The following is a 24,970-nucleotide window of genomic DNA, read 5'->3' on the forward strand; positions in this document are numbered from 1 at the left end:
ATTAAGACTCCAGGGAGATCCAGATTGTTTTTAGTTCGCTAAATTTTTCCAGCGCATGCAGGGATTTATCGCGGCCATTACCACTCTGTTTGTAGCCACCGAACGGTACGGTCATATCGCCATCGTTGTAGTTGTTGATGAAGACTGAGCCAGCTTTAAGGCGTCGGCTCATGCGATGAGCACGGGAAAGATCGCGGGTCCACACTGCAGCACCCAGGCCGTAGTCGCTGTCGTTGGCTAATTCCAGCGCCTGCGCTTCGGTGGTGAACCGGGTAATAACCAGAACGGGTCCGAAGATTTCATCTCGGCCCGGGCGAGTATTCGGATCGATGTCGACAAAAATGGTTGGGCCAATGGCAGCAGGATGTTTACCATCACGGCCGTCTAACACCAGCTTGCCCAGGCTTTCACCATCGCGGATAAAATTGTGTACGTTGTCGGCGTGGGCGTTATCAATCAGCGTGCCCATTGTGGTATTCGGATCAAGTGGATTGCCTGGCAACCAGTTATTGGCCTGCTCTTTTAGCAGAGCGATAAACTCGTCGGCGATGCTATCTTCCAGCAGTAGACGAGCTCCAGCGATACATACCTGACCCTGATTGTAGAAAATCCCTGCGGCGGTATTGGCTGCGGCATTTTGCAGATCCGGGCAGTCGGCGAACACGATGTTGGCACTTTTACCACCCGCCTCCAGCCAGACACGCTTCATGTTGCTATCACCCGAATCTCTCAGCAGCTGTTTACCCGTACGGGTTGAACCGGTGAAAGTGATAACGTCCACGTCCGGATGCTGTGACAGCGCCTGGCCGGCTTCATGACCGAAACCTGGGATAACGTTAAACACACCGTCAGGCAGACCCGCTTCTTTCGCAAACTGCGCCAGACGAATTGCTGTCAGCGGGGATTTTTCAGAAGGTTTGAGGATCACGCTGTTACCTGTCGCCAGCGCCGGGCCGAGCTTCCAACAGGCAAGCAGCAGAGGAAAGTTCCACGGCACCACAGCGGCAACAACGCCGATCGGCTCACGTACGATCATCGCCAACTCATTCACACCGGTGGAGGCGACCTCACCGTAAACTTTATCAATCGCTTCCGCGTACCAGCGAATGGCGCGGGCGGCACCTGGAATATCATCACGCAGGCTATGGCGAATAGGCTTACCGGTATCAAGTGTCTCCAGCAGCGCCAGCTCCTCGTGATGCAGCTCCATTAAATCAGCAAGTTTGCTCAGTACGGCTTTGCGTTTTGCAGGCGAGGCCTGCGACCAGTCACCGCGCTCAAAAACATCCCTGGCGGCACGTACAGCAATATCAACATCGGCTTTTTTGCCGCGGGAAACCTGGGTAAGCGTGCGCTGCGCGGCAGGATCGACAATGTCAAAAGTGTCATTATCCTGAGCCTGGCAATATTGACCGTTAATAAACAGACGGCTTTCAAGCGTGATATTTTTTGCTTTTTCCTGCCAGTAATTCAGATACTGAAAGTCCATAATTACTCCTTAGATTCAATAAGATAAAATGTCTTTCTTCGCTGTTGTCGGCAAAATCTGGCTGCAAGTTGCCCCAGGAAATAAATCCCGTAAAAAGTTTTTTAAAAAAGCGGCCTGAATAACTCAGGCCGAATGGACTTCAGAACGTGGTGGGAGTGTGGGCGCTGATAATGCGGCAGATGCCTGCCGAGGTGTTGCTGAAGCTATGAGGTATGCCGGTGTTGATGGCATAACTTTGCCCTGCAACCAGGTGATATGTCTGACCGTTGATGGTCAGTATCACTTCACCTTCCAGTATCGTGCCTATCTCTTCACCCTGGTGCTTGATCCTCTCTCCTGTCGTCGTACCGGGTTGATAAGTCTCGAAGATCATCGCCAGTGTACGGTTCGGATTTCCGTTGTGTACTAGCTTCATTGAAACGCCCTGACTACCGATTTCAATCAGGTCATCCTGATTGATAACCACTTGTGGTTCATCAGGTTTTTCCGGGTCCGCGAAGAACTCGGAGAGCGACAGCCCATAAACTTTCAGTAACTTCTGTAGCGTACTGATTGCAGGACTGACTTTATCCTGCTCTATGGTGCTGATGGCACTATGCGTTAATCCAGACAGTTCGGCGGCACGACGTTGTGAAAGACCCAATTGCTGGCGGATCGCTGACAAACGTTTTCCCGGCGCCAGGCCGTCATCGCTCATATTGGTATTTCCTTAACAGTAGTGGTCAGAGCCGCTGTTTTTCAGCGATATAGTTCTGACAAGCGTTGATAAAACCTTCTAGCAATAAACGCGACAGCGCGTATTCGCTACTGTTCCATTCTGGATGCCATTGTACACCAAGGGCGAATGGGTGATCGTGTACGCTGACGGCTTCCACCAGGCCATCCGGTGAACGTGCTTCCACACGTAACAGACGACCCAGCGATTTCGCGCCTTGTCCATGGAGTGAATTAACCCAAAACGAGTTGCAACCTGGTATTAAAGAAGAAAGTAATCCTCCCTGTTGAACCTGGACTTCGTGGGATGGGGCGTACTGCTGCTCCATCGGCAGTTCGTGATCTTCCCGGTGCTCGAGAAATTCGGGCTGCTCGTGTAGGCGACGATATAACGTCCCACCCGTAGCAACCACCATTTCCTGCAAACCCCGGCAGATGGCGAAAATGGGAATGCGCCTTTCAAGCCCGGCATTGATCAGCGCCAGGCTCAATTCATCACGCCCGGGATCGGCGTCAGGCTCATCGCCGTTTTCACCATAGAGGTGCGGCTGTACATTGCTGGGGCTCCCCGGCAGAAAAATGCCATCAAGCTTAGGAAGAAATGCGTTCAGCAATTCTGGCTCCGCCAGCGCATGAGGGAGGGCAACAGGCAACCCACCAGCATTTAAAACCGCATTCAGATACTTTTCTTGCAACGTCTGGGTCTCATGACCCTTAAGCCTGTTTCTGCACATGACGACGCCAATAACTGGCCTGTCAAATATATTGCCCATGATCGACCTCACATTCTGGACTAAATTATTGCCAAAAGATTCCATTCCGCTCTATTCCGTTCAATATTTTATCAATCTAGCAGCGGTATAACCTATTTGCAAAGTTCATTTAACATTTGACAAACATTTAAATTGGCACCAATGTCGAATGGTGGACATTATATTTAACAGCAAAAAAACGCATCCAATGCAACGGTGGTCAATCATGGATACCAATATCGTAGAAGTTGAGAATTTCGTTCAGCATTCCGAAGAGAGACGAAGTAGCGCGTTTGCACGTGAAGTAAAAACCTACCTCGAGCGTTACCCCAGTACCCAATATGTTGATGTCCTTATTACAGACCTGAACGGAGGCTTCCGTGGCAAACGCATCCCGGTTTCCAGCCTACGTAAGATAGAAAAAGGCTGTTACTTCCCGGCATCCGTCTTTGCGATGGATATCCTGGGCAACGTGGTGGAAGAAGCCGGTCTTGGCCAGGAATTAGGTGAGCCAGATCGCAATTGTGTACCGATTCCTGGAACATTAACCCCGTCAGCGGCGGACCCGGAACTTATCGGGCAGATGATGCTGACCATGCTGGATGAAGATGGCGCTCCCTTTGACGTTGAGCCGCGCAACGTGCTTAACCGACTCTGGCAGAAGTTACGCCAGCGTGGTTTGCACCCCGTGGTAGCGGTAGAGCTGGAGTTCTATTTACTCGATCGCCAGCGTGATGCAGACGGCTATCTGCAACCTCCTTGCGCGCCGGGTACTGAAGATCGTAATACCCAAAACCAGGTTTACTCTGTCGATAACCTCAATCACTTTGCCGATGTGCTCAGCGATATTGATGAGTTGGGCCGCCTGCAATTGATTCCAGCAGATGGTGCTGTCGCCGAAGCCTCCCCAGGCCAGTTCGAGATTAACCTGCACCATACCGATAACGTACTGGATGCCTGCGATGATGCGCTGGCACTAAAACGTCTGGTCCGTTCAGTGGCAGAAAAACATAAGATGCACGCCACTTTTATGGCGAAACCGTATGAAGAGCACGCAGGAAGCGGGATGCATATTCATATCAGCGTCCTGAACGGCAAAGGTGAGAATGTATTGGCGGACGCCGATGGCGAAGACTCCGCACTTCTTAAACGTGCACTTGCGGGCATGATTGACCTGATGCCGGCATCTATTGCGATGCTTGCTCCGAACGTCAACTCCTACCGTCGTTTCCAGCCCGGTATGTATGTGCCGACACAGGCTTCGTGGGGGCATAACAACCGTACCGTCGCACTGCGTATCCCTTGTGGCGATCGCGATAACCATCGTATTGAGTACCGTGTAGCGGGGGCAGATGCCAACCCTTATCTGGTGATGGCAACAATTCTTGCAGGCATCCTGTATGGCCTGGATAACGATCTGCCATTGCAGGAAGAAGTTGAAGGGAACGGCTTGGAGCAGGAAGGACTGCCTTTCCCTATTCGCCAGAGCGATGCGCTATGGGAATTTACCCAGAACGATCATCTGCGCGAGCTGTTAGGCGAACGATTTGTTCATGTCTTCCATGCCTGTAAGAACGATGAGCTGATCCAATTTGAACGAATGATCACAGAAACGGAAATTGAGTGGATGTTGAAAAACGCCTGAGTGTAGCCATGCCGGGGTAGCGTTATGCTGCCCGGCAGAAAAATTAAGCAGCATCATAAGGTCTGATCGGAGCCGGACCGGAAACGTTGCAGGGCTAACCTGCCATTTCCCTGAGTCGCACAACGGAGCACGCGGCAACGGGTCTTCAGTTAAACGACAGATTGTATGACGAGGAAATGAGATGATGCAGATGTTCAAATACCCGCACGGCGAAGGCGAATGCTGCTGCCATATTGATTACGACGGACCTGTTAATGGTCATAGCCCGATATTTACGCCTCTGGTTCCACGTTTAACCCCCAGCCTGAGCAGGTTTGCTATAACGACGATATTATCGCAAACCTCCACATGCATGGGGGGGCCAGGCCATGGCGACTAACACTTCTATTGAAAACCTTTCGCCGGCGGGAAAACCGCAACTGCGTAAATCTTTAAAACTCTGGCAAGTGGTGATGATGGGGCTGGCCTATCTCACACCCATGACGGTGTTTGATACCTTCGGGATTGTTTCTGGCGTCAGCGAAGGTCACGTACCGGCATCCTATCTTCTTGCACTGGCGGGCGTACTTTTTACCGCCATCAGCTACGGTAAGCTGGTACGCCAGTTCCCGCAGGCTGGCTCTGCTTATACCTATGCGCAAAAGGCTATTAGCCCCCATGTTGGTTTTATGGTGGGCTGGTCGTCGCTGCTGGATTATCTGTTCCTGCCGATGATTAATGTCTTGCTGGCGAAAATCTATCTATCGGCCCTGTTTCCCGACGTTCCACCCTGGATTTGGGTCATCGGTTTTGTGACTATCCTCACCGTTATCAACCTGAAAAGCGTGAACCTGGTGGCTAACTTCAACACTTTGTTTGTGTTGGTACAGATTTGCATCATGGTGGTGTTTATTATTCTGGTTGTTCAGGGGCTGCATAAAGGAGAAGGCGTTGGCACAGTCTGGTCGCTACAACCTTTCATCAGCCAGAACGCACATCTCCTCCCCATCATCACTGGCGCAACAATAGTCTGTTTCTCGTTTCTTGGTTTCGACGCGGTAACAACGCTTTCAGAAGAAACGCCGAATGCAGCGCGCACCATTCCTAAAGCCATATTCCTCACAGCGGTCTACGGCGGAATCATCTTTATCGCGGCATCATTCTTTATGCAGTTATTCTTCCCGGACAACATCCGCTTCAAGGATCCGGATGCGGCACTGCCGGAAATTGCCCTGTATGTGGGAGGGAAACTATTCCAGTCCATCTTCCTGTGTACGACCTTCGTTAACACGCTGGCTTCAGGCCTGGCATCCCATGCCAGCGTCTCACGACTGCTGTACGTTATGGGGCGCGATAACGTCTTCCCGGAGAAATATTTCGGCTACGTGCACCCAAAATGGCGTACCCCAGCACTGAATGTACTGATGGTCGGCATCGTATCGCTTTCCGCACTGTTCTTCGACCTGGTGACCGCAACAGCACTGATAAACTTCGGTGCGCTGGTCGCATTTACCTTCGTGAATATCTCAGTCATCAACCACTTTTGGCGCCGTGAAGGACGAAACAAAACCTGGAAGGATAAGTTTCACTATCTGATACTGCCGCTGACTGGAGCGATTACTGTGGCAGTGTTGTGGATCAACCTGGAAACAACATCTCTGACGCTCGGCCTGATATGGGCAGCGGTAGGTCTGGGATATCTTACCTATCTCACACGTAGCTTCCGAAAGCCACCGCCACAGTTCAATGCTGCTAAGGCTGAGCGGGCCTGGGAGTAGTTAAAATAGTGGGTTAATTTATGAGGCGGGTTGCTTGAAAAGGCGGCTCGCTTTTTTATGAGAGAATATTGTTAAATAAATCGTACCCTCACCTACGAGCCAGGTGTTTAACTGTCCAACTTATTGGGGTTATTACCATTTCGGACCTTTTCCTTTAGGGCCTTTTTCTCAAGACGACGGGCTCGAAAAAAATCACTTAACATTGCCGAGCACTCTTCTGCCAGTACACCCTCAATCACATTAATCTGATGATTCATTCCTGGGTGCCCCACCACGTCCATCAAAGATCCAATTGCCCCGGTCTTAGCATCACGTGCACCAAACACCAGGTTTCCGATACGTCCATGCACCATCGCACCTGCACACATAACGCACGGTTCGAGGGTGACATACAACGTGCTATCCAATAGACGGTAGTTTTGCAGCACCAAACCGCCCTGACGCAACGCCATAATTTCAGCATGTGCTGTCGGATCGTGTCGCCCGATAGAACGGTTCCAACCTTCACCAATCACCTGGTTGTTATGGACCAGCACTGCACCGACCGGAACTTCACCTTCTTCCCACGCGCGGCGCGCAAGGGTCAGCGCATGGCGCATCCAGTGTTCGTGGGTAAATTCACTTTCTGACAAGAGAGGTCTCTCCGGGCACGTTTCGGGCGCGCATTATACACAGCTCCTTTTTGTACCCAAAATTATTCGAGCTGCTGTAATTGACCTTGCGGCGTAACCCGCCAGCGATGCTGGCAAAAATAGAGCAGCGGGTTGTCCTGGTTGCTGTCGCTGTAACCGCTGTAGAGCTGCAAAGGTGTGCCGATTTGCTGTTCCAGTTGTGAGACTTTTTCATGCCCAAGACAGCGTAATGTGAGCACCCACCCACCGTGAGAACGCTTGATTTGGCTGGCAATCAGCTTCACTTTCGGTAGCCATGGCGTGTCGAAATAAACCTGCTGTACCAAAGGTTGCGGTGAACCGGTGATAAGCCAGACATCAGCATCTGAACTTGTCAGGTAATCGGTAAGACGCTGCTGCACCACCGGAAAAGCTGTAACTTGCCCACGAAACCAGGTGACGAAATTTGCTTCCAGCTGCTTGAGGCGCGTTTCACTATGTCCAAATGTCGCGCCCCACAGTAATAGACTCATCGGCCAGCGAGCAGCACGTCCTTTAATCAGCAACGCGCCACCTATCACCGGCAAAAGCGGAATGACAAGTAACAGATTGAGAGGTTGATGGCGCAGCAGGAAGCGCAAGAAACTGCCAAACATATCCTGCTGATGAAGCGTGCCATCTAAATCGAAAAATACTACCCGACGCTCACTCTGAGTTGTCAAACGTTACTCCTCTGGATCGTTAAAGCCCATAAACCATGTAAATAAGAACCCTGCGATAACCGCTATCAGAAAGCCTAACAGATAGAGCATCACTTTTCCGGTAACAATGGTTAAAGCCAGCGGTAAACCTGAAATGCCAAATGTAATAACCGTCGCGACTTTCCAGTAGCTGATTAATGCCCCGCCAACCGCGCCACCTAAACATGCACCAATAAATGGTTTACCAAGCGGCAACGTCACGCCGAAAATCAGCGGTTCACCAATACCAAGCAGCCCAACGGGTAATGCACCTTTGATAAGTTTTTTCAGGCGCTGATTGCGTGTTTTAATAAAGACCGCAAGTGCAGCGCCAACTTGCCCGACGCCCGCCATCGCCAGAATTGGCAATAATGCGTTCTGCCCATGAGTCTGAATAAGCTCAACATGAATCGGCACCAGCCCCTGATGCAAACCAGAAAGCACCAATGGCAAGAACGCACCGGAAAGCACCGCGCCAACCACCAGACCACCTTTGTCGATAGCCATTGTTGCGCCATGGGCAATGGCATCGGAAATCAGGCCACCCAACGGTTGCAAAGCAACAATAGCAATCGAAGCGGTAATCAATGTCGTCAGCAATGGGTTAAGGATAAGTTCAATTGAACCAGGTAACAGCTTACGTAACCGTTTTTCAATCCAGCACATCAACGCCACCACCAGCAATACGGCGATAACCCCACCGCGGCCAGGCTGGAGGTTTTCACCAAACAGGTGGATTTGCGCCAGTTGCGGACTGGAAAGAATCCCCGCCATCACGCCACCCATCGCCATCGAACCACCGAAGACTTTCGCAGCGTTCACACCCACCAGAATATTCATGATAGCAAACACTGCGCTGCCAAAGATGGCGAGTAAACCGAGAATGTTCGGGTACTGGGTGGCCATATCGCCAACAATATCCGGGCGCTTCAGAATGTTGATAATTCCAGTAATCAGACCCGATGCAATAAAAGCAGGAATCAATGGAATAAAGACATTCGCCAGTTTGCGTAGCGCTTCACTCATCGGAGCCTGATAACGCGCTTTAGCTTGAGCCTTATTGTGCGCGATATCATCTTCACTTGAGATAGTCTGGCCGCTGCTTTGCAGCAGTTCGCGCATCGCGTCAACCACCTGGGCTGCACGCCCTGGGCCGACAATCAGCTGATGCTGCGAACCTTGCTTCACATAACCGCTGACGCCCGGCAGTTTTTTCAGGCGAGCAATATCAAGCAGGCTATCGTCCTTAAGCTCAACACGCACGCGGGTCATGCAGTTTTCAAGACGGATGATATTTTCCTGCCCGCCGATGCCAGGCAAAATTTCACGGGCCAAAGTCGCTGTCTTATCCATGATTCAGTGCCTGCTTTTAGTTTTTTAAAGCGGTACGGAGATAGCCATCGCTGACTGCCAGACGTGCAAAAGCTGTCTGCGCATCCACACCGGTGAGTATCATAAGAATGGCGGGTTTTACTTCGTAATCAGTTTGTTTGAGTGCATTTTCGGCATCGATACGAGCAGCACCGGTAGCTTCAACAACGATACGGCATGCACGGTCCACAAGTTTGATATTGGTCGCTTTCATGTCCACCATAAGGTTTTGGTACACCTTGCCCAGCTTGACCATCGCACCCGTGGAAATCATATTCAGTACGAGCTTCTGTGCAGTGCCTGATTTCAGACGAGTGGAACCGGTCAACGCTTCCGGGCCAACGACGGGAGAGATTGCAATTTCAGCCTCCTGCGCAATAGCTGATCCTGGGTTGCAGGAAATGGCGGCAGTACGGCATCCGAGGTTACGCGCATAACGCAGGCCACCAATCACATATGGCGTGCGACCGGACGCTGCAAGCCCAACGACCATATCGTTAGCCGTCAGGTCTAATGCCTTCAGATCGTCTTCACCCAATTGCTGGTTGTCTTCGGCACCTTCAACGGCTTTCAGCAATGCACCAGGGCCACCCGCAATTAAGCCAATGACCAAACCATGCGGAACACCGAACGTTGGTGGGCATTCAGAGGCATCCAGAACACCAAGCCGCCCGCTGGTGCCTGCCCCCATATAAATCAAACGTCCGCCTGCCTTGAGTGATTCACTTGCGGCATCGACGGCAAGGGCAACTTCCGGCAATGTTTTTTCAACTGCCCCAGCCACCAGCGCGTCTTGTTGATTAAAACGCTCAACCATTTCGAGTGTTGAGAGGCAATCAAGATCCATTGTTTGTGGATTACGAGTTTCAGAAACGAGAGAGCCGAGATTCATCATGCACCTTTGAATATTTAATTCCTTACAGTTTCCACATAATGGAATATAAAATTCATTCAGGCGAGCGTAATTTACGTTATTATGGAGCGGCTCACATTATTGACCCGGCAGACTGGAGAGGACATGAACTGTTTACTGCGTATTCGAAGCCGCTACTCAACGCTTGCACAGAGTGACCGTAAACTGGCCGACTTTCTGTTGGAAAAACCCGACTATGCTCGCCATTTGAGTTCGCAGCAGCTTGCGGCTGAAGCCGGAGTGAGTCAGTCCAGCGTAGTGAAATTTTCCCAAAAATTAGGTTTCAAAGGCTTCCCTGCTCTCAAACTTGCCATCAGTGAAGCTCTCGCCAGCGGCCAGGAACCGCAATCAGTCGCGGTGCATAACCTTATTCTTGGAGACGATCCGCTGCGGCTGGTAGGCGAGAAACTGATCAAGGATAATATGGCGGCGATGCACGCAACACTTGATGTCAACAGCGAAGAAAAGCTGCTGGCAAGTGTGAATATGCTACGCAATGCGCGGCGTGTGCTGCTGGTTGGCATCGGTGCATCCGGGTTGGTTGCCAAAAACTTTGCCTGGAAGCTGATGAAAATCGGGATTAACGCGGTAGCAGAGCAAGACATGCATGCGTTACTTGCGACTGCGCAAGCCTCAAGCAGTGACGATGTATTACTGGCGATTTCCTATTCTGGTGAACGGCGTGAGATAAATCTCGCCGCCGATGAAACCCTGCGCACTGGCGCGAAGATCCTCGCCATCACAGGCTTTACGCCAAACGCACTACAGCAACGTGCAACCTTGTGCCTGTATACCATCGCCGAAGAACAAGCGACACGCAGTGCGGCAATTTCCTCAACCAGCGCACAAATGATGTTGACCGACCTGCTCTTTATGGCGCTGGTACAAAGGGATCTGGAGCACGCACCGAAGCGCATTCGCCACAGCGAAGCACTGGTAAAAAAACTGGTTTGATCGGGGATTGGGCGTATAATGCCCGCCCTGTTTCTGATGTTATCGAGATCTTCCCATGGCGCTACTTATCACTAAAAAATGTATCAACTGCGATATGTGCGAACCGGAGTGCCCGAATGAGGCAATTTCCATGGGTGACAGCATTTACGAAATCAATACCGACCGTTGCACCGAGTGCATTGGGCATTATGAAACGCCAACCTGTCAGAAGGTTTGCCCGATCCCAAATACCATTATCAAAGATCCAGCGCATACTGAAAACGAAGAGCAACTTTGGGATAAGTTCGTCCAGTTGCACCACGCCGATAAGCTTTAATCTTCGATAATAACCGTTGCGCAGGCGTAATGCCGCTCATCGGCAAGCGTCACGTGTACAGAACGCACGCCCATTCTTTCAGCGACTCGCTCCGCCTCTTCCCAAAAGCGTAGCTGCGGTTTACCAAGTGGATCGTTAAACACTTCGAATTGGTTAAACGCCAGGCCGTTACGAATGCCGGTGCCAAATGCTTTAGCCGCCGCTTCTTTTACCGCAAAACGTTTTGCAAGAAAGCGCACCGGTTGCTGGTGCGCCTGGTATTGCAACCATTCGTTGGCACTGAGCACACGCTTTGCCAGCCGATCGCCGGAACGCGAGATAACGCCCTCAATACGCGCAATCTCCACAATATCGGTGCCCAGGCCAAGAATAGCCATTAGCTACGCGCTTCCTGCATCAGGCGTTTCATTTCAGCCACGGCTTCTTTCAAACCGCTCATTACCGCACGGCCAATAATAGCGTGGCCGATATTTAGTTCGTGCATTTCCGGCAGGCGGGCAATGGCTTTTACATTGTGATAAGTCAGGCCGTGCCCGGCATTCACTTTCAGGCCTTTTCCAGCAGCGTAGGTCGCGGCTTCAGCGATACGAGCCAATTCTTTGGCCTGAGTCGCGTCGTCTTCAGCATCCGCATAGCAACCAGTATGAATTTCGATATATGGCGCACCAACGGCCACTGCGGCATCAATTTGCGCGTGGTCAGCATCGATAAACAGAGAAACCAGGATACCGGCATCAGCCAGGCGTTTGCAGGCATCACGCATTTTATCCAGTTGACCCGCAACATCCAGACCACCTTCAGTGGTCACTTCCTGACGCTTTTCCGGCACAAGGCAGCAGAAATGAGGTTTGGTTTCGCAAGCAATGCCAATCATCTCTTCGGTTACAGCCATTTCAAGATTCATACGTGTATCAAGAGTCTGACGCAGGATACGAACATCACGGTCAGTGATATGGCGGCGATCTTCACGCAAGTGAACCGTAATACCATCGGCCCCGGCCTGCTCGCAGATAAATGCGGCTTGCACTGGATCAGGATATGCCGTGCCGCGCGCGTTACGCAAAGTTGCGATGTGATCGATATTGACGCCTAACAGTAATTCAGACATGCCTTTCCTCGGGGTCAGAACGGTTTTAGTTGAGGCAGTTTACACCGGGTAAGGAAAGCGTGGCTACGGGCCTTGCGTTATTGCGGGTCTTGAGTTGATTTGAGTGGTCGAATTTTGGGCACAAACTGGCGGAACAATTCGCGGCTTTTGAGAGGCTTGCCACCAAGATAGGGTTTTAATGCCATACGCGTAAAACGTTTAGCAGCGCGCAACGTGGCTACGTCAGGGAACTCACGATTAGCAAGCGCTCTTAATTCATGGCCGGTGAAGCTGTAATGATCGACGACAAGGCTTGCGATAAAGCCTTTTTCTTCACGGTATCGATAGGTCATGGTGTCACTGACTTCTTCGCCGCTTCCTGCGCAATGCAGAAAATCCACGCCATAACCCAGATGCCCAAGCAGAGCTAATTCAAAACGGCGTAAAGCGGGTTCGGGTGAGCCGCTGGTTCCAGCGAGAGCCTGAATACAGTGGAGGTAATCGAAGAATAATTCGGAGAAACGGGTTTCGTCTTCCAGTACGCGTGAAATCAGTTCATTGACATACAGGCCGCTGTAAAGCGTGATACCACTCAGGGGAAGTGCAAGCGAGACAGCTTCGGCGCTACGTAGCGTTTTAACTTCACCACGCCCGCCCCAGCGAACCAGCAAGGGGGTAAAGGGTTGTAGAGTCCCTTTAAGATTAGAGCGGCGAGAACGAGCGCCTTTCGCAATTAAACGAACTCGCCCGGACTCTTCAGAAAAAAGATCAAGTAGAAGGCTGGTTTCGCTCCAGGGACGACTATGCAGGACAAAAGCCCGTTGCCAGCCTTCCATTTTCTTATTTCAGATCGTCGGTATAACCCAGGCTACGCAGCGCGCGCTCGTCGTCTGCCCAACCGGATTTCACCTTCACCCAAAGCTCAAGGTGGATTTTGGCTTCAAACATCTCTTCCATGTCTTTACGCGCTTCGATACCGATGGTTTTGATTTTGGCGCCTTTATTGCCAATAACCATCTTCTTCTGGCCTTCACGTTCAACCAGAATCAGACCATTGATGTCGAAACCACCACGGGCGTTAGTCACAAACTGTTCAATCTCAACGGTGACAGAATATGGAAGCTCCGCCCCCAGGAAACGCATCAGTTTTTCACGGATGATTTCAGAAGCCATGAAACGCTGTGAACGGTCAGTGATGTACTCTTCCGGGAAGTGATGAATCGCTTCTGGTAGACGTTTGCGAACGATGCTGGCGATGGTGTCCACGTTCATGCCGTTTTCCGCAGAGATAGGCACGATATCGAGGAAGTTCATCTGGCTGCCGAGGAATTGCAGATGCGGCAGCAGAACGCCTTTATCCTGAACGTTGTCGACTTTGTTCACAGCAAGAATTACCGGCGCGCGCGCGTCACGCAGTTTGTTAAGCACCATCTCATCGTCGGCGGTCCACTTCGTGCCTTCAACGACGAAGATAACCAGCTCAACGTCACCGATGGAGCTGCTGGCAGCTTTGTTCATCAGACGGTTGATGGCGCGCTTTTCTTCCATATGCAGCCCTGGGGTATCGACGTAAATCGCCTGATACGGGCCTTCGGTATGGATGCCCATAATGCGGTGACGTGTCGTCTGCGCTTTACGGGAAGTGATAGAGATTTTTTGCCCAAGCAACTGGTTTAGCAGCGTGGATTTGCCGACATTCGGGCGACCAACGATGGCCACGAATCCGCAAAAGGTTTGTTCTTCGCTCATTATTCCAGCTCCAGCTTGATAAGCGCCTGCTCAGCTGCAGCCTGTTCCGCTTTACGGCGGCTTGAACCAGTACCAATGACCGGCTCAGGCAGGCCACTCACCTGACAGTGAATGGTAAATTCCTGATCGTGCGCTTCACCACGAACCTGTACTACCAAATAAGATGGCAGCGGCAAGTGGCGACCCTGCAAATACTCTTGCAGACGCGTCTTAGGGTCTTTTTGCTTATCGCCTGGGCTAATTTCATCCAGACGAGATTGATACCAGGAAAGAATTAAACGCTCAACATTCTGGATATCGCTGTCGAGGAAAACACCACCAATTAAGGCTTCGACGGTATCGGCCAGAATAGATTCGCGGCGGAAACCACCACTTTTCAACTCACCCGGCCCAAGGCGCAGACATTCGCCCAATTCAAATTCGCGGGCAATTTCTGCCAGTGTATTTCCGCGCACAAGCGTTGCACGCATACGGCTCATATCACCTTCGTCTACACGAGGGAAACGATGGTAAAGCGCGTTTGCAATAACGTAGCTAAGAATGGAGTCACCCAGAAATTCCAGACGCTCATTGTGCTTGCTGCTGGCACTGCGATGCGTTAATGCCTGCTGCAACAGATCCTGATGTACAAAAGTGTAGCCCAGCTTACGCTGCAGCCTATTAATTACGATGGGGTTCATGCGATACCAATTAATGAATGCGTCAATTATTCAGCACACGGAACAGACCTGAAAAAGAGAACCAACGCTGTTTCGTTTGCCGTGGCTCCCTTGTGGGAGCCAACCTTAATACGGGGGGATATTCTATAGATAACGACATAGAAAGTCGTTATCTGAATAGATTTAATTGATCAATGAATTCCGCCAATACGACTTAAGCGCACACCCGTTGGCCATTCACCCTCTTGTTTCTCGAAACTCATCCAGATAGTGGTTGCTTTACCTACCAGATTTGCCTCAGGAACAAAGCCCCAATAACGGCTATCAGCGCTGTTATCGCGGTTATCACCCATCATGAAATAGTGACCCGGTGGCACAATCCACGTAGCAAGTTGCTGGCCCGGTTGCTGGTAATACATACCCAGTTGATCCTGGGCGATTGGCACAGTCAAAATGCGGTGAGTTACATCACCCAGTGTTTCTTTGCGCTCAGACAAGCGAATGCCATCTTCTTTGGTCTGGTTCAGCGGCAACTGGAAGAAACCAGAATTAGCTTCACTGCCATTACGGCGCGCAAAAGTCTGCACAAAATCACTTGGCTCTACATTGCTGTAGGTGATTGGCAGAGCGTTATCACATGCCTGGCCCGAACTGCAGTTTGGCTGAATAGTGACTTCTTTTGCCACCGGATCGTAACTGACGCGATCCCCCGGCAAACCAACGGCACGCTTGATGTAATCCAGACGTGGATCTTGTGGATATTTGAACACCACAATATCACCGCGTTTTGGGTGACCCGTTTCAATGAGCGTTTTCTGGTAAATTGGATCTTTAATACCGTAAGCAAATTTCTCCACCAGGATAAAGTCGCCAATTAATAACGTTGGCATCATTGATCCTGATGGAATCTGGAACGGCTCATAAATAAATGAACGCACAATCAAAACAATAGCGAGCACCGGGAATACGGATGCCCCCGTTTCTAACCAACCTGGCTTAGGTGCGACTTTTTTTAGCGTTTTGCTATCAAGTGCATCACCAGTGGCAGCTTGCGCTGCCGCCTGTTTTTCATGGCGCTTTGGGGCAAAGATAAACTTATCAATACACCATAAAAGCCCTGTTACCAGCGTCGCTATCACGAGGATTAGCGCAAACATATTCGCCATGCCAACTCCTTAATTTATTTGCTGTCTTTGCCGACGTGCAGAATGGCGAGGAACGCTTCCTGAGGCAATTCGACGTTACCGACTTGCTTCATACGCTTCTTACCGTCTTTCTGTTTCTGCAACAGCTTTTTCTTACGGCTAACGTCACCGCCGTAGCATTTCGCTAGGACGTTTTTACGTAACTGTTTCACAGTAGAACGCGCGATGATATGTGCGCCGATAGCCGCCTGAATCGCAATATCAAATTGCTGACGTGGGATTAGCTCTTGCATCTTCTCAACCAACTGACGGCCACGGAACTGCGAGTTGCCACGGTGCGTGATCAATGCCAGGGCATCAACACGATCGCCGTTGATTAGAACATCTACACGCACCATGTCAGAAGCCTGGAAGCGTTTGAAGTTGTAATCCAATGAGGCGTAGCCACGGGATGTTGATTTCAGACGATCAAAGAAGTCGAGTACCACTTCAGCCATCGGGATTTCATAGGTCAGCGCAACCTGGTTACCGTGGTAAACCATGTTGGTCTGCACGCCGCGTTTTTCGATACACAGAGTGATAACGCTGCCCAGATATTCCTGCGGCATCAGCATATGACATTCAGCGATTGGCTCACGCAGTTCTGCGATGTTGTTCAGTGCTGGCAGCTTGGATGGGCTATCAACGTAGATGGTTTCGCCACTGGTGGTTTCGACTTCGTAAACTACAGTTGGTGCTGTGGTAATCAGGTCAAGATCGTATTCACGCTCCAGACGCTCCTGAATGATTTCCATATGCAACAGACCGAGGAAGCCACAGCGGAAGCCGAAGCCCAATGCGGTGGAGCTTTCTGGTTCATAGAACAGAGAAGCATCATTCAGGCTCAGTTTGCCGAGCGCATCACGGAAGTTTTCATAATCATCAGAGCTTACCGGGAACAAACCGGCGTAAACCTGTGGCTTCACTTTTTTAAAGCCTGGCAGCGCTTTGTCTGCCGGGTTGCGCGCAAGAGTCAAGGTATCGCCAACTGGCGCACCCAGGATATCTTTAATCGCACAGACCAACCAGCCAACTTCACCACAACCCAACACGTCGCGATCAACACGTTTTGGAGTGAAGATACCCAGACGGTCTGCGTTATAAACCTGGCCGGTACTCATGACCTTGATTTTGTCGCCTTTTTTCATGGTGCCGTTTTTAATACGGACCAGCGAAACAACGCCAAGATAGTTATCGAACCAGGAGTCGATGATCAGTGCCTGCAGTGGCGCTTCCGGGTCCCCTTCCGGGCCTGGAATATCACGCACCAGACGTTCAAGAACATCCGTTACGCCAAAACCAGTTTTTGCCGAGCAGCGCACTGCATCAGTTGCATCGATACCGACGATATCTTCAATTTCTTGCGCGGCACGTTCAGGATCGGCTGCTGGCAGGTCAATTTTGTTCAGAACTGGAACGACTTCCAGATCCATTTCCATCGCGGTGTAGCAGTTTGCCAGAGTCTGGGCTTCTACGCCCTGCCCGGCATCCACCACCAACAACGCACCTTCACAGGCGGCAAGAGAGCGGGAAACTTCATAAGAGAAGTCGACGTGGCCTGGGGTGTCGATGAAATTCAGGTGATAAGTTTCACCATCAGATGCTTTGTAATCCAACGTAACGCTTTGCGCTTTGATGGTAATACCACGTTCACGCTCCAGATCCATTGAGTCAAGAACCTGGGCTTCCATTTCACGGTCAGACAAGCCGCCACAAATTTGGATAATACGGTCAGACAGCGTCGATTTGCCGTGGTCGATGTGGGCAATAATAGAAAAGTTACGTATATTCTTCATAGTTAGAGGTTTTATGCCTTACAAATCCGGGAAAGCTCGGCGCAATGCGCTGTACAGAGCATGATGTCAATGGCTGTCTTTTGCCTGAAACGCCGCATTCTACACTACAACGAGAAAGCGAGGAAACAGGTCATCATGCAAGCGTAGCTAAGTGATGAAAAGCCGGTGGAATGAGTGTCAAATAGATAGTGGGCAGAAGAGACTTCACCGATCGTCGGCAGAAGTAACAGTTTCGACTCTCAGTACATCTGGCGGCAGAGCAACGCTGAGAATAACAGGCTGCCAGCTTTCACGACGGCTGAGCTTCAAAGAGAAGCCCCGCGCGATAAGAAAACCACCAACCCCACCCAGTAACGCCCCACAAATCGCTGCAAGGTTTGTCCCAAACAGAGCCTGGAAAAGGGCTGAAACCAGAAATAAACCCACCAGCGGAGACATGTAAACCAGTAAAGCAGAGCCAATCAGGCTGCCTTCAGCAATGCCTAATTCAACTTTTTGCCCCACCACCAGCGGTGTATCGCATGCAACTGATAAGGTGTGGCTAGTTTGTGGGCCAAGCTTGTTGAGTATGCGACTGCCACAACCTGCACGTGAAGCACAGCTATTACATGAGGTTTTGACGTCGCAGTTAAGTTGCGCTTCACCGTTTTGCCAGGAAACAACGGTTGCCCACTCTTTGATCATTGTGCAGCCCTGAATTTGATACTGTCAGCAATGCGCTTTGCTGTTTGTGGAGGTAGTTCACCCACAATAGTGATCTCTGTTTTATCACGAACTTCAGAACTGACCGTACGGCGACCAGTACGTAATAGCTGATCGCTACTGTTACTTACAGCGCGGCTAATGTTGACCGAGAAGCTAAACAAGCCATCAGAATAGAGACGTGATTCAATCGGAACATCGACAGTGGGCAACGGACGACGGCTGCTGGATACCTCGCTAAAACCTTGTGGCAACCAAGTCGGTGTCCAGGAGAAATTAACTTTCTCAGCACCAGGCACTGACAACAACGGTGGTAAACTCGCCTTTGCCAGGCCTTGCATCATGCTATTGGCTTCTTTGCTAACGTTGAAAGAAATAACCCGGAATTGTTCCAGCGTTTCACCATCTCGATCCAGCAAATCAACACGTAGTGGTAATTTGGTTTCAGAGTCCATCCATACCATATAGCTGTATCGTGTGCCGTCTCGGGCCACGACACGTATCACTTCGCACAGGCGGTCGGCAATACGCGTCCGTCCGACAGAGATGAAGTCGTAATAAGGCGTCAGGCGTTTGAAATCGGTATAGACAATTGATGGAAGTGAATCAACGATATAGTCGCCGGTGAGCGTAAAGGGCTCAAGTCCCGGTTCAAAATAGCTGATTTCACTGCCACGCTGAACAACTTCCCGACGCGGACCATCCATCTGGAGCAATTGAGCAAGCGGACGATTATCAAGCCTTGCATGGCGATAGCGTAAAGACTCTATCCCTTGCTTGTTGATGCTGATAAACGCCAACTCATAATTGAGTGACTGACTCGCCTGGTTCATCTGCTGCAACAATGCCCCGGACGAAACAGTGTCCGCCGAGGCATTTGAGGTGAACAACAGGCTGCTTGTCATAAGAGACAGGGCATACCAAAGTTGCTTCATTACTGCGATTGAGTTCCTAAAGTTTGGTTTCCTGGCACTTGTACCGCAGCTTGCTGGGTTTGTGCCTGTTCAAACTGGAGTTGCTCGGCGTGTAAACGACGCTGCAATTCGTAATCTTGCAACATGGCATTGATACGTCGACGCTGTTCCTGTACCTGCAGCTGACCTGTGTTGGCTGTGCTTTCAGATGGCACACCCAAACTTACCGGACTCGCTTTACCCATCATCGGCAAGGTGTTAAACACCGGAGCCTCGGGCTGAGCAGGGTTGTCAGACTGGCCATTATAGTGCTGCACCCCGACGATTACCGCAAGCGATACGCATGCTGCAACGCCCATTTGGGTGAGTTGGCTTGCCCACGGACGAACCTTATTCCAGAATGACATTTTCTGCCATTGATGAGGTTCGGGCTGCTGTTCAGTAATGAGTGGCGTGACATTACGCACTGGCTCATTTTCAATCGCGGCCATGACATTGGCTGCAATATCAAAATGAAGTAATTCACTGGTATCGCCGCGCATAGTATCGCGGATTAGGTGGTAGCTCTCCCAGCTGTTCTGCAATGTTTTGTCTTTCGACAAAGTACCGAGCAGTTCGCTATCCAGAGTTTCCCCATCCATTAAAGCGGAAAGCTGTTCTTTCTGCATGCCTAATTACCCTTCCAGTAACCCGCTATCGTCAACGCCTGATAAGCGGTTGAACTTTATTATCAATAGCTTCCCGTGCACGGAAAATACGAGAACGTACAGTCCCTACCGGGCAATCCATGATGACGGCTATTTCTTCATAGCTCAAACCATCCAACTCCCGCAACGTAATTGCCATACGTAAATCTTCCGGAAGTGACTCAATAGTACGGAAAACTATTTGTCTCAGTTCTTCAGACAACATTAAGTTCTCAGGGTTCGAAATTTCTTTCAATGCGCTGCCACTTTCGTAGTTTTCAGCATCAATTGCGTCCACATCGCTAGATGGAGGACGACGCCCCTGAGCAACCAGATAATTTTTTGCCGTGTTGACCGCTATACGGTACAACCATGTATAAAAGGCGCTATCGCCACGGAATGAATCCAGCGCACGATAAGCTTTAATGAAAGACTCCTGCACCACATCAGGAACATCTCCTGAAGGCACATAGCGGGAAACCAAACTCGCCACTTTATGCTGATAACGAATTACCAGTAAATTGAATGACTTCTGATCTCCCTTCTGGACCCGTTCGACGAGGACTTGATCCGTTAACTGCTCGCTCATCCGAGGTAATGTCTCCCCAAACCTATTTCCACGCGTAATTGAAAAGCCATCCGAACTCTGCATATCTGAGCAAGTTCACGGTTGGAGCGCTCGATCTGAGCAAAGTTCCCTTACGCCTTTGTTTTCCTGATCTGTTCCACGAATTATCTCTTCTTGATTATAAGTTTCGTGGCACAAACCGTAACACCTTTTTTATCCTAAAAGGCGATCGCTAAACTGCTTGCAGAGTATCGCATGAATCATGATTTTTCATCAGAAAATCTGCCACTAACAGCCGACCTTTAACAAATATGGCTTATCCAGCACATAATTCAGATGAAACTCAGATCTTCAGTTCTTTTGTTTAGTTCATATAACACTGGATTAAAAAAAGCGTGTTAGAGCCCACATCGGGTGATATGCTGGCCCAACCTTTGTTTAGTAAATTAAACACGATGAACGCAAATTCCGAACTCGCTTGTGATGTATTAATCGTCGGTAGCGGAGCTGCTGGCCTCTCTCTTGCTTTACGGCTTGCTGAAAACAGCAAAGTTATTGTTCTGAGTAAGGGCCCAATTAATGAAGGCTCAACTTTATATGCTCAGGGTGGAATCGCTGCTGTGTTCGATGAAACGGATAGTATCGATTCACATGTAGAAGATACTCTCATCGCAGGTGCTGGAATTTGTGATCGTGATGCGGTGGAGTTTGTCGCCAGTAACGCACGCCACTGTGTGCAATGGCTAATCGACCAGGGCGTACTGTTTGACACAGAGGTCCAGGCAAATGGTGCGGAAAGCTACCATTTGACCCGCGAAGGTGGGCACAGCCATCGCCGAATTCTTCACGCTGCTGATGCCACGGGTAAAGAAGTTGAAACCACGCTAGTCGGTAAAGCGCTGAGCCATCCTAATATTCGCGTTATTGAACGCAGTAACGCCGTCGATCTTATTGTCTCGGACAAAATCGGCCTGCCCGGCACGCGCCGAGTTGTCGGTGCATGGATCTGGAACCGTAACCGCGAAAAAGTAGAAACCTGCCGCGCGAAAGCGGTGGTTCTGGCTACCGGTGGCGCATCAAAAGTTTATCAGTACACAACAAACCCTGATATTTCTTCGGGTGACGGTATTGCCATGGCCTGGCGTGCGGGTTGCCGTGTCGCAAACCTGGAATTTAATCAGTTCCACCCGACCGCTCTCTTCCATCCGCAAGCACGTAATTTCTTGCTTACCGAAGCGTTGCGCGGTGAAGGTGCTTATCTCAAGCGCCCGGATGGCACTCGTTTTATGCCTGATTTTGATGAGCGTGGCGAACTTGCCCCGCGCGACATCGTCGCACGCGCCATTGATCATGAGATGAAACGCCTTGGCGCGGATTGCATGTACCTTGATATCAGCCACAAGCCGGAAGAGTTCGTGCGCCACCATTTCCCAACTATCTATGAAAAACTGTTGGGCCTGGGTATCGATCTCACCAAAGAACCCGTGCCGGTGGTACCCGCTGCGCACTACACCTGCGGTGGCGTGATGGTGGATGAGAATGGTCGTACTGATGTTGACGGGCTTTATGCTATCGGCGAAGTGACATATACCGGCTTACATGGCGCAAACCGCATGGCATCAAACTCATTGCTTGAATGCCTGGTTTATGGCTGGTCAGCAGCCGAAGATATTATCAAACGTATGCCATACGCACGCATTTCTCGCGCTTTGCCTGACTGGGATGACAGCCGTGTAGATAACCCTGATGAACAAGTTGTTATCCAGCACAACTGGCATGAGCTTCGTCTGTTTATGTGGGATTACGTCGGTATTGTGCGTTCAACACGTCGCCTGGAACGCGCATTGCGTCGAATTACTATGCTGCAGCAAGAAATCGACGAGTATTATGCCAACTTCCGCGTCTCTAACAATTTGCTGGAACTGCGCAACCTGGTGCAGGTTGCAGAATTGATTGTGCGTTGCGCCATGATGCGTAAAGAAAGCCGGGGCCTGCACTATACGCTGGACTACCCGGATTTGGCCGAAAACTCCGGGCCAAGCATTCTTTCACCACTCTACATAAATAAATAGAAATCTTGGGTCAGGCCGCAGTAACCTTCTGAATATTGTTGGTCTGGCCCACGAATGGTTAATCGCTCGGTAAAATACTCACCATCTGTTGGCGACAGCGCCAGCATCACACGATGTGGCAAACGCGTTTCGTTATCGGCAACATCGGTACGATAGCGAACATGCCAGCCTTGTGTCTTCGCCAGTTCCGTGAATGCCGTTCCCGCCGTTTCAGGCATGATGACGCAGAAAAAACCATCCTCAGTAATTAACTGCGTTGCGCTATTCAACAACGCGCTATGATCCAACGTAGTGGTATATCGAGCCTGAGCACGTTCAGGAGAAGCACAATTGCTACCTTGCTCAAAGAACGGAGGGTTGCTGACAATCAGCGAGTAACGCTGTGTCGCTTGCTGTGCCCATTCGCGAATATCTGCACAATGCACCGTTATCCGCGACGCCCACTGGCAGCCCTTTGCGTTTTCCGCAGCTTGCTCAGCGGCAATCGGGTCCAGTTCGACGGCATCAATCGTGACATTATCAGGTGTACGTTGCGCGAGCATTAGCGCCAACAAACCACTCCCGGTGCCGATATCCAACACACTCGTCACGTTAGCAACAGGCACCCACGCGCCCAGCAACGTACCATCAGTACCGACTTTCATTGCACATCGATCGTGCGCTACGAAGAACTGTTTAAAGGTGAATCCATCACGACGTAATACTGCTTTTTGACTGCACATCTTAGCTACCCTGTAGAGAAACGGGTGTAGCATAGGGGAAACTCGTTGCCAGGAAAAGCGCCAGTTACCCACACAAACAGATGAAGATCGCAGCCATAACGTCTATAATCGGCGCCCTACATAGAGGAAGACCATGACTGTAACCACTTTTTCCGAACTGGAACTTGACGAGAGCTTGTTGCTCGCGCTCCAGGACAAGGGCTTTACCCGCCCGACAGCTATTCAGGCTGCCGCCATTCCACCTGCACTTGAAGGGCGTGATGTCCTCGGTTCCGCACCAACCGGTACCGGTAAAACAGCCGCTTATTTGCTGCCTGTGTTACAGCATTTGGTCGATTTCCCGCGTAAGAAATCTGGCCCACCACGTATTTTGATCGTCACGCCAACGCGTGAACTGGCAATGCAAGTGGCCGATCACGCTCGTGAACTGGCAAAACATACTCATCTTGATATCGCAACCATCACCGGTGGCGTGGCTTATATGAACCACGCGGAAGTGTTCAGCGAAAACCAGGATATTGTAGTTGCAACGACGGGTCGCCTGCTGCAATACATCAAAGAAGAAAACTTTGATTGCCGTGCGGTAGAGACACTGATTCTTGATGAAGCCGATCGCATGCTGGATCTGGGCTTTGCGCAGGATATCGAAACCATTGCTGCTGAAACACGTTGGCGCAAGCAAACCATGCTGTTCTCCGCAACGCTTGAAGGCGATGCGATCAAGAACTTCGCAGAGCGTTTGTTAGAAGATCCGGTAGAAGTTTCTGCAACGTCATCAACACGTGAACGCAAGAAAATCCACCAGTGGTATTACCGTGCTGACAACGTTGAGCACAAAACTGCATTACTGGTGCATTTGCTAAAACAGCCTGATACCACACGTTCGATCGTCTTTGTACGTAAACGTGACCGTGTGCATGAGCTGGTAGCGTGGCTTCGCGAAGCGGGAATTAACACCTGCTATCTCGAAGGCGAAATGGTGCAGATGAAGCGTACCGAAGCTATCAAGCGTTTGACTGATGGCCGCGTGAACGTATTAATTGCGACCGACGTTGCCGCACGTGGTATTGATATTCCAGAAGTCAGCCACGTGTTCAACTTCGACATGCCGCGTACTGCTGATACCTATCTGCACCGTATCGGGCGCACCGGCCGCGCTGGCCTCAAAGGTACCGCAATTTCTCTGGTTGAAGCGCATGACCATTTGCTACTGGGCAAAGTCACGCGTTACATGAAAGAACCAATGAAATCGCGTGTCATTGATGAGCTGCGCCCAACGACCCGTGCGCCGAGTGAAAAACTCACCGGTAAGCCGTCGAAGAAAGTGCTCGCTAAGCGCGAAGAGAAGAAAAAAGACGAGAAAGAAAAACCGCGTGTGAAAGTTCGTCTACGCGATAAAAAGAATGTCGGTAAGCGCCGCAAACCAAGCAGTGCTAAAACCGAATCAGCTGAATAAATCGTCAGTGAATATAGAAACCGTCTCAATTGAGGCGGTTTTTTTACGATCTGAGTCAGGGTTTTAACCGTTTAATAACAGTTATTGAGCCAACCTGACTAGTCCTGATATAA

The 24,970-nt window shown here is 50.5% G+C and carries 26 protein-coding genes; 6 read left to right on the top strand and 20 right to left on the bottom strand.

Features of this window, described 5'->3' with window-relative positions; translation table 11 throughout:
* Position 1: 1 nt before the first annotated feature.
* The 3 genes from puuC to puuD form a co-directional block, all read right to left on the bottom strand.
* Positions 2-1,489, bottom strand: a complete 1,488-nt coding sequence (gene puuC / locus M979_RS12160; RefSeq protein ID WP_064555080.1) for an aldehyde dehydrogenase PuuC — start codon at positions 1,487-1,489, stop codon at positions 2-4.
* 139 nt (positions 1,490-1,628) lie between these two features.
* Entirely contained in the window at positions 1,629-2,186 is a 558-nt protein-coding gene (puuR, locus tag M979_RS12165; protein WP_034459270.1) for an HTH-type transcriptional regulator PuuR, read from the bottom strand.
* A gap of 25 nt (positions 2,187-2,211) precedes the next feature.
* Positions 2,212-2,976 carry a gamma-glutamyl-gamma-aminobutyrate hydrolase gene (gene puuD, locus M979_RS12170; protein WP_064555089.1) on the bottom strand — a complete coding sequence of 255 codons (765 nt, stop codon included), beginning with the start codon at positions 2,974-2,976 and terminating at the stop codon, positions 2,212-2,214.
* Between the two features lie 205 nt (positions 2,977-3,181).
* Between puuD and M979_RS12175 the strand changes: the two genes are divergently transcribed.
* The gene (locus M979_RS12175; protein WP_034459273.1) at positions 3,182-4,600 is read left to right on the top strand and encodes a glutamine synthetase family protein; all 1,419 of its coding nucleotides are present in this window, start codon (positions 3,182-3,184) and stop codon (positions 4,598-4,600) included.
* Positions 4,601-4,968: 368 nt separating this feature from the next.
* On the top strand, positions 4,969-6,357 hold the full coding sequence (locus M979_RS12180) for an APC family permease (protein WP_034459275.1): 1,389 nt from the start codon (positions 4,969-4,971) through the stop codon (positions 6,355-6,357).
* A 107-nt stretch (positions 6,358-6,464) separates the two neighbouring features.
* On the opposite strand, the gene tadA is transcribed toward M979_RS12180, so the two are convergent.
* The 4 genes from tadA to murQ form a co-directional block, all read right to left on the bottom strand.
* Complete coding sequence (gene tadA / locus M979_RS12185) at positions 6,465-6,989, bottom strand: tRNA adenosine(34) deaminase TadA (protein WP_064555081.1); 525 nt, start codon at positions 6,987-6,989, stop codon at positions 6,465-6,467.
* Positions 6,990-7,051: 62 nt separating this feature from the next.
* Positions 7,052-7,690 carry a phosphatidylglycerophosphatase C gene (yfhb, locus tag M979_RS12190; RefSeq protein ID WP_034459281.1) on the bottom strand — a complete coding sequence of 213 codons (639 nt, stop codon included), beginning with the start codon at positions 7,688-7,690 and terminating at the stop codon, positions 7,052-7,054.
* Between the two features lie 3 nt (positions 7,691-7,693).
* Positions 7,694-9,061 carry a PTS transporter subunit EIIC gene (locus M979_RS12195; RefSeq protein WP_064555082.1) on the bottom strand — a complete coding sequence of 456 codons (1,368 nt, stop codon included), beginning with the start codon at positions 9,059-9,061 and terminating at the stop codon, positions 7,694-7,696.
* A gap of 16 nt (positions 9,062-9,077) precedes the next feature.
* On the bottom strand, positions 9,078-9,971 hold the full coding sequence (gene murQ, locus M979_RS12200) for an N-acetylmuramic acid 6-phosphate etherase (RefSeq protein ID WP_064555090.1): 894 nt from the start codon (positions 9,969-9,971) through the stop codon (positions 9,078-9,080).
* Between the two features lie 126 nt (positions 9,972-10,097).
* Between murQ and M979_RS12205 the strand changes: the two genes are divergently transcribed.
* Both M979_RS12205 and M979_RS12210 read left to right on the top strand, forming a co-directional pair.
* Positions 10,098-10,946 (top strand): MurR/RpiR family transcriptional regulator, encoded by an 849-nt coding sequence (locus M979_RS12205; RefSeq protein ID WP_064555083.1) that lies wholly within the window; start codon positions 10,098-10,100, stop codon positions 10,944-10,946.
* 55 nt (positions 10,947-11,001) lie between these two features.
* Positions 11,002-11,262 (top strand): YfhL family 4Fe-4S dicluster ferredoxin, encoded by a 261-nt coding sequence (locus M979_RS12210; RefSeq protein WP_034459289.1) that lies wholly within the window; start codon positions 11,002-11,004, stop codon positions 11,260-11,262.
* Here the strand turns inward: M979_RS12210 and acpS are convergent.
* The 12 genes from acpS to M979_RS24055 form a co-directional block, all read right to left on the bottom strand.
* Positions 11,259-11,639, bottom strand: a complete 381-nt coding sequence (acpS, locus tag M979_RS12215) for a holo-ACP synthase (RefSeq protein ID WP_034459291.1) — start codon at positions 11,637-11,639, stop codon at positions 11,259-11,261. The two genes, M979_RS12210 and acpS, sit on opposite strands and share 4 nt — an antisense overlap.
* Positions 11,639-12,370 (bottom strand): pyridoxine 5'-phosphate synthase, encoded by a 732-nt coding sequence (pdxJ, locus tag M979_RS12220; protein ID WP_064555084.1) that lies wholly within the window; start codon positions 12,368-12,370, stop codon positions 11,639-11,641. Before pdxJ ends, acpS begins: the two co-directional genes overlap by 1 nt.
* 77 nt (positions 12,371-12,447) lie before the next feature.
* Complete coding sequence (gene recO / locus M979_RS12225) at positions 12,448-13,185, bottom strand: DNA repair protein RecO (RefSeq protein ID WP_064555085.1); 738 nt, start codon at positions 13,183-13,185, stop codon at positions 12,448-12,450.
* 4 nt (positions 13,186-13,189) lie between these two features.
* Positions 13,190-14,098, bottom strand: coding sequence for a GTPase Era (gene era, locus M979_RS12230; protein WP_034459300.1), 909 nt, complete (start codon positions 14,096-14,098; stop codon positions 13,190-13,192).
* On the bottom strand, positions 14,098-14,778 hold the full coding sequence (rnc, locus tag M979_RS12235) for a ribonuclease III (RefSeq protein ID WP_034459305.1): 681 nt from the start codon (positions 14,776-14,778) through the stop codon (positions 14,098-14,100). The genes era and rnc overlap by 1 nt, the downstream gene beginning before the upstream one ends.
* A 170-nt stretch (positions 14,779-14,948) precedes the next feature.
* On the bottom strand, positions 14,949-15,923 hold the full coding sequence (gene lepB, locus M979_RS12240) for a signal peptidase I (protein ID WP_034459309.1): 975 nt from the start codon (positions 15,921-15,923) through the stop codon (positions 14,949-14,951).
* A gap of 14 nt (positions 15,924-15,937) precedes the next feature.
* The gene (gene lepA / locus M979_RS12245; RefSeq protein ID WP_034459311.1) at positions 15,938-17,737 is read right to left on the bottom strand and encodes a translation elongation factor 4; all 1,800 of its coding nucleotides are present in this window, start codon (positions 17,735-17,737) and stop codon (positions 15,938-15,940) included.
* Positions 17,738-17,941: 204 nt separating this feature from the next.
* Positions 17,942-18,421: a SoxR-reducing system protein RseC gene (rseC, locus tag M979_RS12250; protein WP_034459313.1), complete on the bottom strand. Its 480-nt coding sequence runs from the start codon at positions 18,419-18,421 to the stop codon at positions 17,942-17,944.
* A complete protein-coding gene (gene rseB, locus M979_RS12255) occupies positions 18,418-19,374 on the bottom strand; it encodes a sigma-E factor regulatory protein RseB (protein WP_064555086.1) in 957 nt (318 codons plus the stop codon). Before rseB ends, rseC begins: the two co-directional genes overlap by 4 nt.
* A complete protein-coding gene (gene rseA, locus M979_RS12260) occupies positions 19,374-20,021 on the bottom strand; it encodes an anti-sigma-E factor RseA (protein ID WP_064555087.1) in 648 nt (215 codons plus the stop codon). The genes rseB and rseA overlap by 1 nt, the downstream gene beginning before the upstream one ends.
* 31 nt (positions 20,022-20,052) lie before the next feature.
* A complete protein-coding gene (gene rpoE, locus M979_RS12265) occupies positions 20,053-20,628 on the bottom strand; it encodes an RNA polymerase sigma factor RpoE (RefSeq protein ID WP_034459318.1) in 576 nt (191 codons plus the stop codon).
* 22 nt (positions 20,629-20,650) lie between these two features.
* Positions 20,651-20,707 (bottom strand): hypothetical protein, encoded by a 57-nt coding sequence (locus M979_RS24055; protein WP_370639869.1) that lies wholly within the window; start codon positions 20,705-20,707, stop codon positions 20,651-20,653.
* A 355-nt stretch (positions 20,708-21,062) separates the two neighbouring features.
* Here M979_RS24055 and nadB point away from each other — a divergent pair, with 355 nt between their 5' ends.
* Positions 21,063-22,679, top strand: a complete 1,617-nt coding sequence (gene nadB, locus M979_RS12270; protein ID WP_064555091.1) for an L-aspartate oxidase — start codon at positions 21,063-21,065, stop codon at positions 22,677-22,679.
* Here the strand turns inward: nadB and trmN are convergent.
* The gene (gene trmN / locus M979_RS12275; protein ID WP_064555088.1) at positions 22,664-23,401 is read right to left on the bottom strand and encodes a tRNA(1)(Val) (adenine(37)-N(6))-methyltransferase TrmN; all 738 of its coding nucleotides are present in this window, start codon (positions 23,399-23,401) and stop codon (positions 22,664-22,666) included. The genes nadB and trmN overlap by 16 nt on opposite strands.
* A gap of 133 nt (positions 23,402-23,534) precedes the next feature.
* On the opposite strand from trmN, the gene srmB reads away from it, so the two are divergent.
* Positions 23,535-24,857 (top strand): ATP-dependent RNA helicase SrmB, encoded by a 1,323-nt coding sequence (gene srmB, locus M979_RS12280; protein WP_034459321.1) that lies wholly within the window; start codon positions 23,535-23,537, stop codon positions 24,855-24,857.
* Positions 24,858-24,970: the final 113 nt, after the last annotated feature.

It is taken from the genome of Buttiauxella noackiae ATCC 51607 (genome assembly GCF_001654865.1).
Classification (GTDB): Bacteria; Pseudomonadota; Gammaproteobacteria; order Enterobacterales; family Enterobacteriaceae; genus Buttiauxella; species Buttiauxella noackiae.